We start from the raw sequence: 12,973 nt of genomic DNA, 5'->3' as shown, positions 1-12,973 counted from the left end.
TTGCGAACAGGAACGGCAGAACGAGGTAAGTGAAATGCGCAAGTTTCAGGATCTGCTGGCGCGGATTTTCGATGTCGCTTTGGTATTGACGGGTGCGACCGTGGCGTCGCGCATCCGCTTTGACTATCTCGGCCAGTCGGGTTTCTACTGGGCGCTGGCGATGTTTTCGGCTGCGTTCGCGCTCGCTATCTTCCCCGCTTTCGGCGTCTACGAATCGTGGCGCGGCCGCTCGAAGCTCGGGCTCGCCGGTCAGGTGTCGCTCGCGTGGCTGATCGTGCAGGCCTGCGCGCTGGTGCTGATGTACTCGCTGCATCGCATCGACATCGTGTCACGGTTGTGGTTCTCGTACTGGACCGCGACGACGGGCGGTCTGCTGATCTCGAGCCGGGTGATCACGCACGCGCTGCTGGCGCGGGCGCGCGGCGCGGGCATGAACCTGCATCAGGTCGCGATCGTCGGCAGCGGTTCGCAGTGCGATGCGATACTGCGCCGCATCGAGTCGGCGCCGGGCGCGGGTTTTCGCGCGACCGCCGTCTACAACACGCGCCCGGACGACTCCGGCGTGACGAATCCGCGCGTGCCGGTGTTCGATCGCGTCGATCTGCTGGCGGACTACATTCGCACCAACGACGTGCACGAGTTATGGCTGATGCTTTCGCTGTCCGAGGAGCCGCTGATCTGCGCGCTGATCGACGAGTTTCGCGATGACCTCGTGAATATCCGTTTCATGCCGGACGTGCGCAGCCATGCGCTGTTCGAAGGCAGTGGCGTCGTCGATCTGCTCGGCGTGCCGGCGATCAATCTGGTCGCGTCGCCGCTGTCGGCCAACGCGATGCTGAAGAAGGAAATTTTCGACCGGCTGTTCGCGGCGGTCGCGCTTTTCGCCCTCGCGCCACTGCTGATTGGCATCGCGATCGCGGTCAAGCTGTCCTCGCGCGGACCGGTGCTGTTCAAGCAGAAGCGCAAGGGCGCGGACGGCCGTGTGTTTACGATCTACAAGTTCCGCTCGATGCGCGTGCATACCGAAGCGAAGGGCACCTTGAGCCAGGCGACGCGCAACGACAAGCGCGTGACGAAGGTGGGCGCGTTCCTGCGTCGCACGAGCTTCGACGAGCTGCCGCAATTTTTCAACGTGTTGCGTGGCGACATGTCGGTCGTAGGACCGCGTCCCCATGCGCTCGAGCACGACGACCTCTATCAGAAGGTGGTCGCGGGCTATATCAATCGCTACCGGATCAAACCGGGAATCACGGGCTGGGCTCAAATCAACGGCTTCCGTGGCGAGACCGACCGCATCGAGAAGATGGAGCGCCGCGTCGAACATGACCTGTACTACCTGGGTCACTGGTCGTTCGCACTCGACATGCGGATCATCGGCGCGACGATTGTCGCCGGACTGGTGCATCGAAACGCTTACTAGAAGTCGATAACAACGCCTCGGGGCGAAGGAGGAAAGATCATGAGCTCGCTTGGTTTTCGCACAGGAAGTCTTGTGGTTTTCATTACAGCAGCACTGCTTTCCGGATGCTCGATCGTACCGGGACAACGGATGATCACGCCGGCCACGATTCAGGACACGGGGGGCGAATTCAGTACCGAAGCTGCGCAGCAGAAGCAGATTCCGATTACCGATATCAATCTGGAACTGCTGAAGAAGATGAGCGCCGACCAGAAGGCCTCGGTGCTGCCGCCGGGGACGACGTCGCTGTTCGGCAAGCCGGCCGTCTACCGGGCCGGCCCGGGCGACGTGCTGCAGATCGTCGTGTGGGATCACCCGGAACTCGCTGCCGCGCTCGGCCAGCCGCCGAGCAACTCGCGCATCTCCGATGCGATGCCGGGCTTTCTGATCGACGAGAAAGGCGACATCCAGTTTCCGTATGCGGGCAACCTGCACGTCGCGGGCAAGGACGCCGCGACGATCCAGCGCGAGCTGTATGCGCGGCTGAGCAAGGTCTATCAGAAGCCTGAAGTGACGGTGCGCGTCGCGTCGTTCCGTAACGCGACGGTGTATATCGACGGCGAAGTGCGCACGCCGGGCACGCAATCGATCAACGACATTCCGATGTCGCTGACCAACGCGATCGGTTTGAGCGGCGGCTTCACGACGACCGCGGATCGCAGCCGCGTCGATCTGATCCGCAACGGCACGACCTATTCATTGAACATCGACGACCTCGTCAAGCGCGGCCACAATCCGTCGGATATCTATCTGCAGCCCGGCGATACCGTGCGCGTGAACGCGCGCGAAGACAGCGGCGTCTACGTGATGGGCGAAGTCAACAAGCCGGCCACCGTGCTGCCGTTGCGCAACGGCTCGCTGACGCTGTCGCAGGCGATCTCCGACGGCGGCAGCTTCGACTCGAACACGGCGGCGGGGCAGCAACTGTTCGTGATCCGCGATTCGACCAGCCAGTCGCCACAGATCTATCACCTCGATGCGACCTCGCCGGTGGCGATGCTGCTCGCGAACCAGTTCGAGCTGCAGCCGAAGGACATCGTGTACGTCGGTCAGGGCGGTCTGGTTCGCTTCAACCGTGTGCTGAACCTGCTGTTGCCTGCGATCAACGCGGCGGTGACGGGAGTCGTCGTGTCGAAGTGACGCATGCGTGACGCGATATCTGAACCGGCAGGCCTTGTTGGGTGAAAACATGGCAATCAATTACGAAAACCGTTACGCCGGCGTGTATGAACCGGGGCAGTCGCACCTGTCGGACTACGTGCGCACGATCGTGCGCGGTTGGCGCACCATCGTGACGGTGACGCTGATCGCGCTCGCGCTCGGTTGCGCGTACGCGTTCCTCACGCCGCCGGTCTATCGCTCGGACGTGCTGTTTCGCGTCGAGGACAGAACGGCGAACGCGGCCAACGTCAATGCGAACGGCCGGGATGCGGGCTCGCCGCTTCCCGGCGCGTACGATTCGAAGCCGTCGACCGCGGCGCAGATCGAGCTGCTGAAGTCTCGTCTCGTCACCGAAGAAGCGGTTCGTGCGCTGCATCTCGACATCACGGCGAAACCGCGGTATCTGCCGGTGATCGGTAGCAGGATCGCGGGACTCGTGAACGGGCACTGGTGGTTCCGGGTGCCGTCGTTCGTCGACCTGCGCGGCTTCGCGTGGGGCAACGAGAGCATCGCGGTGTCGCGCTTCGACACGTCGAAGGACTTGTATGGCGAGACCTTCACGCTGGTCGCGGGCGCCGGCAACACCTACATGCTGCGCGATCCTCACGGCAGCGCGATTCTGTCGGGGCGGGTCGGCGAGACCGTGCAGACCGATACCGCGGTCGGCCCGATCACGCTGCACGTCGACACACTGGTCGGGACGCCCGGCTCGCGTTTCGAGCTGACGCGCGCGTCGACGCTCGGCACGGTGGAGCGTTTGGCGAAGACGATGGTCGTGCAGGAAGCGGCGGAGGACTCCGGCGTGATCCGGGTGAGCCTCGAAGGCGCCGACCCGGCGCTGACCGCGGCGATCGTCAACAACGTGGCGCGTCAGTTCGTGCGGCAGGATCTCGCGAGCCGTTCGACCGAGTCCGAGCACACGCTCGCGTTTCTCGAGCAGCAACTGCCCGACGCGCGCAAGGCGCTCGACGACGCGGAAGAGCGCTACGGCAAATTCCGCAATACGCATGGCACCGTCGATCTCGGCGAAGAAAGCAAACTACTGCTGCAGCAGATCGTCGACAACAAGACCAAGCTGCTCGATCTGCAGCAGCAGCGCGCGGACATGTTGCAGCATTTCACGCCGAACCATCCGATGGTCGCCGCGCTCGATGCGCAGATCGCCGCGTTGCAGGGCGCGCAGAGCACGATGAACCGCAGCGTCTCGACGATGCCCGACACCGAGCAGACCGCGCTGCGTCTGCAGCGTGACGTGCACGTGAACACCGAGCTGTACACGAACCTGCTCAACGGCGTGCAGCGACTGCGGGTGGCGCAGGCCGGCCAGGTTGGCGGCGTGCGCGTGGTGGACTTCGCCGAAACGCCCGACGATCCCGTGCGGCCGAGGCGCATGCTCGTGATCCTGATCTCGCTCGGCGGGGGCCTCGGGCTCGGCTTGCTGCTGATCTTTCTGCGGCGCGCGATGCGCGGCGGCGTGGAGCGCCCGGACGAACTCGAGGGGATGCTCGGCGTGCCGGTATTCGCGGTGGTGCCGCGCAGCCAGACGCAATTGCGGCTGCAGGAGAAGGTGTCGCTGCGCCAGCTCGGGCAGCATGTGCTCGCGCAGCAGGCGCCCGAGGATATCGCGGTGGAAGGCGTGCGCAACCTGCGCACCTCGTTGCAGTTGTCGCTCGATCACGCGGCCAACAACGTCGTGATGATCACCGGCTCGCGGCCCGATGCGGGCAAGTCGTTCCTGTCGGTGAATCTGGCGACGCTGGTCGCGTCGGCGCACAAGCGGGTGCTGATCATCGACGGCGACATGCGGCGCGGCGACGTGCATTCGCATTTCGGCGTCAGCCATCGGCCGGGATTGTCCGACGTGCTGTGCGGCGGCGATCTCGACGCGATGATCCAGCGCGACGTGCTGCCCGGCCTCGACGTGCTCGCGAAGGGCACGCTGCCCACGCACCCGGCCGAGCTGCTGATGAGCAAACGCTTCGAAGCGATGCTGGAGGTGCTGAAGCCGCAATACGACGTCGTGATCATCGACACCCCGCCGGTGCTCGCCGTGACCGACTCGACGCTGATCGGCAAATACGCGGCGACGACGCTGCTCGTCGTGCGGCATGGACGTCAGCCGCTGCACGAGATCATCGAAACCGCGAAACGGCTGCGTAACGGCGGCGTCGGCCTGCGCGGCGTGCTGCTCACCGACGTGCCGCAGGAAGCCGCGTTCCTCGGCTCGGGGTATCAGGGCGGCTATTACGGCTACGACAGCATCGCCGGCTGACACTGCTGCCCGCGCGGCGCGTCCGTGGTGCCGCCGTCCCGCGAGATACCTCGAAGTCCTTAGTGATGACGCAGCAGATCGCGCAGATCGCCCTGATCGCCCTGATCGCGCAATTCGCGCGACTCTTGCAGCGGCGGCGGTAGGGTTTGCCACGCCGACTCCTGCGACGCGAGCGCGACGAGCCGCTGCGCGGCCTTACTGCTCGAATCGATCCGCAACGCTTCGTTTGCGTTGTGCGACGCGCACTCCCAATGTCCGATGGTGCTGCAGCCGCGCGCGAGACTCAGCAACGCGTCGCGTTGCTGCTCTAGCGTGCTCACGTGGGCGCGCATGCTGCGCGCGTCGCGATTGTCCGGCTGTGCGGTGATTGCCGCCGCGAGGCGCGCTTTGGTCGCCGACAGATTGCCTCGTTGCAGATAGCCGTGCGCGGCTTTCAGATGACGCTCGGCGTCGGCGCGGAGCTGGTCGGCTCGAGTGAGCGTGGCGGCCGTCGTGTTGGTGCCGGTGTTGATCGACGCGACTGCCGTGCCGCGCGGCGTGGGCGCGGCGATGGCAGCACTCGATTTCGTCGTTGGCGCTGCGGTGGGCGTGGCCGCAACGACGGGCGGTGACAGTCGCGCTGCGGTGGGCGTGGCCGCAACGACCGGGGGTGACGATGGCGCGGCACTCGGCGCAGTCGCCAGGACGCGCGATGACGATGGTACTACCGCGGGCGCGGTCGCCACGACGGGTGGTGTCAATGGCGCGGTGCTCGGCGCAGTCGTAACGACGGGCGGCGACGATGGCGCGATCGCGACGATCGGGGGTGCCGGTGACGCGACGGGGGCCGCGGGCGCGGGCGCCGGTTGCTGCCGCGCGACGACAACGGGACGCGGCGGTTGGGCGACGCTCGACGCGGGCTGCGGCGCGGCCGACTGCGCCGCCACGGCGACAGACGGCGCCGCATTCGGCGCGACGTTCTGCGCAGGCTTCTCCGAGTGCACCGTGCCGAAAGCCGTGACCGGCGTGTCGACGCTCGCATCGTCGCCGTTGACAAGAACGAAGCCGACATACGCGGCGCCCAGCGTCGCGAGCGCGAATGCGGCCAACGCGAGCGGGTGCCGCCGTCGACGGCCGCTGGGCTCGAAGGTCGCTTCGTCGACCAGATCGTAGGGGCTCATCTTCGTTTGCGCGGAGCGTCGCGACGAACGGTCCGCGGGCAAACTCGCGGCTGCTGGCAGCGGTTCGAACTGCGTGCCTGGTACGCTCAGCGCTCGGGATCGCGCGGTGCGCTCGCCGGGCTTGTCGGCCGAATCGAACGAATCAATCGGCAGCGCATGGCACGCGGGACACGGCGAAAAGCGGCCCGGCAGCGGCACGCCGCAGCATGCGCAGTGGTGAAAGAATGGCTGATCGGAGGTCGTGTCGCGCGGCATGGCCGTGTCGCTCCACTGGCGCCGAAGGCCGGCGCCATCAAAGAAAGAGAATGAATGCAACGACGCTCGCAGGCGGCGTCGCCCGGACTACTGGACGACGTAACCGCGCGCCTGCATGCACGCGCCGTAGGCGGCCCAATAGCGCGTCATCGGCGGCTCGGGCGCGGGCAGCGGCGGCAGCTTCACGTTCGATGCCGCATTGGCCTGCATCGAAGCGGCCGCCCCATCCGACGCGCCGGGTGCCGCGCTCGCGCTGGCGCCGGCCGCAGCTTCGTTCACGGGTTTCGCCGACGATGCGCCGCCAGGCGCTTGCTCGCCCGCCATCGGCGCGCTCGCGGCTTCGGGCGCGCTCGCGCTCCACGGCAGCGGCGCGGCTGAGAAGGAACTGGGTGGAAGCGGCGGCTTCGACGGTACGCCGGTCGACGCACCTTTGGCCGCCGGCGGCCGACGCTGCGGAATCTGCGACTCGTGGGCCATGTTGACCCCGGTCGACCGGTTCGCCTCGGCGTAGCACATCGCGTTGTCGACGCCGCGCTCGTAAGGGCTCTGGCTTCGAATCGGATAGGTGACGGGCCGCCACGCGAATGCGGCAGTGCTCATCACCAACAGCGTCAGTACGGTATATGTTCTAAATGCCATCGCAGTCACTCCCGCAGCGATGTCTCGCCTTTTTGTGTTTGATTTCGTGTCGTGCTTTCGTTATGTGCTTGTTGCGCGTCCGGTTCGAGCTGGTTGTTCGCCCCCGGACGGGCACGTCGCGAATGCTGCTTCAACGAGCGTAGCACCGCGGCTTGACCACGCGATGCATCCGATAGCGCGCGAAAACGCCATCGTGCAGTGCAATCAGGACACAATCAGCGAGGCGGCGTTGAAGATCGGGACAATCCCTGGTCGCCACGAAGGATCGTCAGGAGTCGAACATGAAGAACCTATCGTATCGCTACCGGCCGTTTTGCGCAGCGCTCTGTCTGTCGATGCTGTCGCTCGCCGCGCCGCTCGCGAACGGCGCGAGCAACGCCGACATGAGCGCGGAGACAGCGGGCGAGCGCGCGAGCTTCGCGCAGGCGTTCTGCGACGTGTCGCCCGAGCGCATCGGCGCCTACAAGGAGCGGCTCCGAAGGGTACTGACGGGTGTGACGGATTTCGATCAGCATTGGGACACGGGCTGGCAGCGCGCCGACAAGACCAATAGCCAGATGAACGCGCTGCGTGAGCGCGATCCGCAGGAATTCGCGGCGCGCATCAAGGTCAACTGCGAACGGCTCAAGTGGATGGCGGGTAATGCGTTGCACCCGCGCGCGCAGAAGTGAGTTGGGAAGTGAGCTGAGCGGGACGAACCGGTTGTTGTCGCGGCTCGTTGGACCTTGCAGGCTTATGCTTAATCAGGTGAGGGTTTCCCCCGGGGATGGGAAATCCGTCGACACGGATTGCCGTGCACGGCTGACGTTTGGCTGCGGTATTGCCCCTTTGCGGCCCGGCGTCAATCGTTGAATCTCGTCGCAAGTGTTTGTTTTTGCTGGAATCGCTGCCGGCGCCCACGACTGCGCCGCGGCGCGCGCGTAGCCCCGGTCGCGGCAAAACCTCGCCAGCTGTCGAGATTCATTTAATTTTGAATTGGTCATGCCGCTTTGATAATGCTTTCGGGGCGTACTGCTCAGCCAACTCTGAACCTGCGGTTCACTTAAGTTTGAACTATCTGGAGTTTGGTTCGCTTAACTCTGAACTTTCTGGAGCGCACCTGAAACTATAACGGCCAACGACCAATATCGGCGCATTAGTCCTGAGTGGCCACATCGGGAGCGTCGGTCTGCATCAGTGCGCGCACGAGCAGGTACACAGTTGGCAAGCTGTCGTCGTCACGTCGCCAGTCGACGGGTTCGTCGAGATCCATCCCGGACAAACGACTGTCGCAAAATCGGACAAACGTCGAGCGCACTTTCTCGTTGTGCCTCGCCGGAAGCCCCGATTCTCAAAGACCTGTTCGTCGATTGTCAGCGGCGTCCGCCAGGTCGGCAATTGCGCGCCGCTTTAGTTTTAGTAACGGTGACGGTCATTGTTGAGGTAACGACTTGCGACCGTTGCAATGATCTGTTGGAGATCCAGCGACGCGCTGCGGAGTACGCGTTCGAGGGAGACAGGATTGATATCGTGGACATCCATATCAATCACAGAGTCGTTAATCATTCTGTTATCTGCCGGAAGATTCGCAGCAACTCGCATCATCAAGGTTGACGCTTCAACAATGCCTGGTTTCGCGGTTCCAGCAACTGTCGGATCTGGGCAAGATAGTTATCACCGACCGTGCAGTCTTCAACAGGCCGGCTATGTTGATGAGGATTTGGTGGACGTACTCCGAGATAGCGGCACACCGCAGACAGGTACGGTTTGCCGTTGCCTGCCAGATGTCGCGCAGCAGCAGCCACGCGCACGTCTCCGACATGCTTGCGCAACCACGCAAGCGTTTCGCGGTCACCGTCGTTCAAGATGCGGATGAGCTGGTTCATGACCGATCCTGTATATAAAAACAGTACTGTTAATTTATACAGTATTTGATCGCAATGCAAGTCAATTCGCAGGATGTTGACCACCCATCTGCCGGTCATGTGCAACCGCTGCGACGAAGCGCCCTGCATGCGGGTGGGCGGCGACGTCATTCGCAAACGCGCCGACGGCATCGTCATCATCGATCCGGACAAGGCGCGGGGCCGGAAGGACATCGTGAAGTCCTGCCCGTACAAGGCGATCGTCTGGAACGATGAGTTGCAACTGCCGCAGACCTGGATTTTCGATGCCCATCTGTTCGACCAGGGCTGGCCCCAGCCGCGTTGCCAGCAGTCATGTCCCACCGACGTCTTCGAGACGGTCAGGCTCGATGACGCAGCGATGGCCGAGAAGGCCCAGCGCGAGGGACTCAAGGTACTGCGGCCAAACCTGGGTACGAAGCCGCGCGTGTGGTACAGCGGCCTCGAGCGTTGGGAAACCTGCTTCATCGGGGGAAGCGTCAGCGCCCGGGTGGGAGACATGGTCGAATGCGTCACGGATGCGGTCGTCGCACTTTACGTCGGTAATCAGAAGGTAGGCGAAACCGTGTCCGACCACTTCGGCGATTTCCGGTTCGACGGTCTCGTGAAGGACAGTGGCGGCTACCGGGTCGAAATCCATCACGCCCTCGGCAACGCGTGGCGCAAGTGCGAATTGGGCGAAAGCGTTTACCTTGGTGAGGTCAGCCTCGCCAAGTCGACAAACAGCATGGAGGTCGCGTAATCATGAGCACAGCGACGAAGCTGGATGCGTATCCAATCCTGAACAGAACGAATGAAGCCTGCGTGCTGTCAGGAACACGGAAGCCCCGCATGCGCCGCTCGCGTTCTCGGGTAGGCTGGTGGCTATTCTCGGCTCTTGTTGTTCACCCGAGCGCTGGCTTTGACGAACACGTGCCTGACGTTTGCCAATTCGGGGATCTCCGCCTTGGCGGCCGGATAACTGCGCAACTGATCGGTGACGATCTTGCGTGGCACTTCGCCACATGAGGTGAGTACGCGTTTGAAGAAGCGCTTCGCTGCACTCTTGTCGCGCCGCTTCTGTAGCAGTATGTCGAGTTCAATGCCGTGCTGATCGACAGCGCGCCATAAAAGGTACGGCTCGTTCGCCACCCCGCGTCACGTACATTTCGTCGAGGTGCCTTATGGTACCGGGCTTGCGACGGGCAGCTTTGACCAGATGCGCGAAGCCGTTGCCAAATTTGTCGCACCAGCGGCGGATCGTTTCATAACTGACGACAATCCCGCGCTCGAATAGCAGCTCCTCGATGTCGCGGAGGCTGGTTTGGCGCTCACCTCCTGGCATTGGCCCCGGCGCCGACTGGCTCCTTGTCCACATGTAGTCGCGAGGATCTTTCTACCTACACGTTCACATATCCGCCTCCCGTGCGGACAACGCCTTTCCGGTCAGGAGAGCGGTCATGGACGAAGGTGTCAGCTTCCCGCAGATCTCGAACGATCACAGTCTGCGGGGTCGCCAACGTAATGGCCGCTGCACGCAACCGCTTGAGAATGTCGAACAGCAGGTCGCTCTTCGTATCAGCCGTTACCCTGGGGCTGCGAACGTAGCCGGTGACACTCAATGTGATGCCGTCGGCGGCGAGCTGACTGAACATGACCGACGGTGCCGGATGATCAAGTATCGACGGGTGCGCTTCGTACGCCGCGAGCAGCAGATCGCGCACCTGTTCGGGATCGATGTTCAACGGGAAGGTGAGCGTGAGGGTCGTGACACCCTGGGTCCGGTTTCCCATCGTCACATTGCGCAGGTTCTGCGAGATGAGGTGGGAGTTGGGAACGATGACCGTGGACCGGTCGGCGAGCTGGATTTCGGTAGCGCGAACGTTGATGCGGCGGATGTCGCCCTCGACGCCCGCAATACTGACCATATCCCCGACCTTGACCGGGCGCTCGGTCAGCAGGATCAGCCCGGAGATAAAATTCTTGACGATTTCCTGAAGCCCGAAGCCGATGCCAACCGACAGCGCGCTGACGATCCATGCGAGGCTGGTCCACCGCACACCCAGTATCGACAGCGTCAGCAGCGTGATCAGCACGCGGCCCGTGTTGACTAATAGCGCGAGGAGGGTGGCTCGCATGCCGGCGCTCATACCGGTTTTGGGCAGCAACTCCTGATCCAGCCATTTGCGCACGGACCGAAGCAGGTACAGGCCAATACCCAGAGCGAGGAGCGCGTTGAGGATGTGATCCGGAACGATGTTCAGCCCGCGCAGCCGGTTGCCGCCGACGATCTCGAGGATGCTGCTAGCCAGGCCGGCGGGCGTGGTGCCGAAGCCGCCGGTCAGCAGCGCGACGACCGCGACCGCCAGCAGCAGGCTGCGGCCCACCGCGGACATCACCGTCGAAGCCTGTTCGAGGTGAATGTCGTCCAGCCCGAATAGCTGCCTGATCGTTTGCCCGCTGGCGTGGCGCGCCGAGAAGAGGTTTTCGCAGATGTCCTGGGTTAGCCTGCTCAGCAGGTAGAAGCTGCACAGGACGAGGTCGACCCAGACGAGTTCATAGGTCAGGAATCGAGCAACCGAAATGTAGCCGGTCAGCAGCGAAAACAGCGCGCCCACGACGGCAATGGCGACACCGGCGTGGATCAACCCGGCGACGGTCGAGCGGGCCTCCGGCGGTTCTCCTGCGGCGGCCAGCGCACTACGCACGCGGTTCGCCCGCAGCAGGGCAGCGCCGATGGTCAGTGCGACCACCAGCGACACCAACCCGCGACCGAGCAGCGTCATCTGCAGACTGGTATCGACTGTTCTGTTGAACTGCTCCACCGTGCCGGAGAGCATGAGCAGGGCGGCAAGTATCCTGGGAAATGGCTGGATGGCGCGCGCCACGGGATCGGCCATGCCTATCAGGCGCCACGAGGGCCGCTCACTGCACAGCAGCGCCCGGCCCAGTCCCGCGATCATCGCGCAGGTCAGGGCGAGCGTAATCAGTTCGCTGGCGAAATCCTGCAGGTTGGCGTTGAGTGGCTGGTGATGAGTCAACGCAAGATAGAAGAGCCGGACTGCGCATGCAGCGGCAGCCACGCTGGTGAGCGTGGTTGACAGCGCGATCGCGCTGCGTCGCAAACGGCCCTCGGGAAGGCGGTGCAGGCAAAACCATACCAGTGCCCGTTCGAGCAGATGGGCGCCTGCTGTCCACGTTCCGAGCGCGAGCAGCAGCATCAGTACGATCGTGAGCCGCTCGCCCGGTTGCCACGCCGACTGCAGTTGACCGGTAATCAGCGAATTGAATACCTTGAGCCGTTCAAGGTCTGTCGGTTCGGTCTGTAACAGCGGTGCCCAGAACCGGGCGCCCAGAATGCTGCCGGAGCGAAAGGCGAGCTGGTTCTTCAGATGGTCATGCTGCAGCCGGCCAATCTGGGTAGTCAGCTTCGGCAGGTTCTCCCTGATGGTTTCCGCCTGCCTGAATTCGGCGTCGAGCCGCGCCCGCTGTGCCGCCATAGTGAGGCGCTGCTGGGCGACCGCCGGTATTTCGACACTGGTGCCCGCAGCCGGCGCAGGACCGAGCACGTCAAGCTGGGCCTGTAATTTCGCGCGCCCCGGCACCAATGACGTGGCCAAAAGATTGTCCACCCGAGCTGAAAGCTGCTGGATTGCTGTCTGCAGCTCGACGAATTGCGCGTCGCTTGCCGCCGTTGATGCCCGCTGCTTGATCTGGTCCTGTTGAGTCTGCAGCTTCCCCAGGATTGCCAGGGTCTCAGTGTCATCGCCAGGCGATGCCAGAGGCGCAATTGCGATGAACTCCGACGGAGTGGCTGCCCAGACTGTCGGGAGAATCAGGCTAAATAGTGCCAGCAGGGCAAGACGAAAGACGAAGTACGGTACTTTGCGCATGATGGTGGACCCGGCAAGGGCACGTAATTGGGTATGGGGTGCGATGGCTCAGGCCTGTGGCGTGCAGCCGCGCTGTCGCGACTGCGCCCAGCCTCGCGCATCCTCAGCGATGCGGCCGGCCAGGCTCGCAATGGCGAGTTGCTGAGCGCGCACCAGGTCCGCGTAACCACCCGGCGCCGCCTCCTGCAGCTGCGTATGGCAGGCCAGGCGGGCACCGTTGGGGTCTTGCGCGAAACCGAGGCTCCAGTCAGCCTCGAGCTGCACCGCGTGCC

At 63.8% G+C, this 12,973-nt stretch carries 11 protein-coding genes and 1 pseudogene; 5 read left to right on the top strand and 7 right to left on the bottom strand.

All coding sequences use genetic code 11. The features are described from left to right. Positions 1–34 precede the first annotated feature (34 nt). From F6X42_RS08530 to F6X42_RS08520, 3 genes are read left to right on the top strand one after another with little or no spacing between them, the layout of a single operon-like run. Positions 35–1,420 carry an undecaprenyl-phosphate glucose phosphotransferase gene (locus F6X42_RS08530; RefSeq protein WP_187633784.1) on the top strand — a complete coding sequence of 462 codons (1,386 nt, stop codon included), beginning with the start codon at positions 35–37 and terminating at the stop codon, positions 1,418–1,420. 39 nt (positions 1,421–1,459) lie between these two features. After that, on the top strand, positions 1,460–2,599 hold the full coding sequence (locus F6X42_RS08525; protein WP_187633783.1) for a polysaccharide biosynthesis/export family protein: 1,140 nt from the start codon (positions 1,460–1,462) through the stop codon (positions 2,597–2,599). Positions 2,600–2,648: 49 nt separating this feature from the next. Beyond that, a complete protein-coding gene (locus F6X42_RS08520) occupies positions 2,649–4,892 on the top strand; it encodes a polysaccharide biosynthesis tyrosine autokinase (protein WP_187633782.1) in 2,244 nt (747 codons plus the stop codon). A 59-nt stretch (positions 4,893–4,951) separates the two neighbouring features. Here the strand turns inward: F6X42_RS08520 and F6X42_RS08515 are convergent, their stop codons facing one another. Further along, positions 4,952–6,307, bottom strand: coding sequence for a hypothetical protein (locus F6X42_RS08515; RefSeq protein WP_187633781.1), 1,356 nt, complete (start codon positions 6,305–6,307; stop codon positions 4,952–4,954). 87 nt (positions 6,308–6,394) lie between these two features. Next, positions 6,395–6,946, bottom strand: coding sequence for a hypothetical protein (locus tag F6X42_RS08510; protein WP_187633780.1), 552 nt, complete (start codon positions 6,944–6,946; stop codon positions 6,395–6,397). A gap of 281 nt (positions 6,947–7,227) precedes the next feature. Between F6X42_RS08510 and F6X42_RS08505 the strand changes: the two genes are divergently transcribed. After that, entirely contained in the window at positions 7,228–7,617 is a 390-nt protein-coding gene (locus F6X42_RS08505; RefSeq protein WP_187633779.1) for a hypothetical protein, read from the top strand. A 464-nt stretch (positions 7,618–8,081) separates the two neighbouring features. On the opposite strand, the gene F6X42_RS45850 is transcribed toward F6X42_RS08505, so the two are convergent. Both F6X42_RS45850 and F6X42_RS08495 read right to left on the bottom strand, forming a co-directional pair. Beyond that, positions 8,082–8,243, bottom strand: coding sequence for a DUF2471 family protein (locus F6X42_RS45850; RefSeq protein ID WP_512699619.1), 162 nt, complete (start codon positions 8,241–8,243; stop codon positions 8,082–8,084). Positions 8,244–8,529: 286 nt separating this feature from the next. Beyond that, positions 8,530–8,811 carry a CppA family protein gene (locus tag F6X42_RS08495; protein WP_187633778.1) on the bottom strand — a complete coding sequence of 94 codons (282 nt, stop codon included), beginning with the start codon at positions 8,809–8,811 and terminating at the stop codon, positions 8,530–8,532. Positions 8,812–8,884: 73 nt separating this feature from the next. Between F6X42_RS08495 and F6X42_RS08490 the strand changes: the two genes are divergently transcribed. After that, positions 8,885–9,571, top strand: a complete 687-nt coding sequence (locus F6X42_RS08490; protein WP_246530026.1) for a 4Fe-4S dicluster domain-containing protein — start codon at positions 8,885–8,887, stop codon at positions 9,569–9,571. Positions 9,572–9,626: 55 nt separating this feature from the next. Here F6X42_RS08490 and F6X42_RS08485 read toward each other — a convergent pair. The 3 genes and pseudogenes from F6X42_RS08485 to F6X42_RS08475 all read right to left on the bottom strand — a co-directional run. Then, a pseudogene (locus tag F6X42_RS08485) lies at positions 9,627–10,135 on the bottom strand (IS6 family transposase); the annotation flags it as partial. Positions 10,136–10,208: 73 nt separating this feature from the next. Continuing rightward, positions 10,209–12,701 carry a DUF3772 domain-containing protein gene (locus F6X42_RS08480; protein WP_187633777.1) on the bottom strand — a complete coding sequence of 831 codons (2,493 nt, stop codon included), beginning with the start codon at positions 12,699–12,701 and terminating at the stop codon, positions 10,209–10,211. A gap of 48 nt (positions 12,702–12,749) precedes the next feature. Beyond that, the coding region (locus F6X42_RS08475) for an ABC-type transport auxiliary lipoprotein family protein (RefSeq protein WP_187633776.1) at positions 12,750–12,973 on the bottom strand (224 nt) is incomplete at its 5' end.

The organism is Paraburkholderia podalyriae, assembly GCF_014397785.1.
Lineage (GTDB): Bacteria > Pseudomonadota > Gammaproteobacteria > Burkholderiales > Burkholderiaceae > Paraburkholderia > Paraburkholderia podalyriae.
Note: the sequence above shows the minus strand (reverse complement) of the source record. Positions and strands in the feature narration are given on the sequence as shown.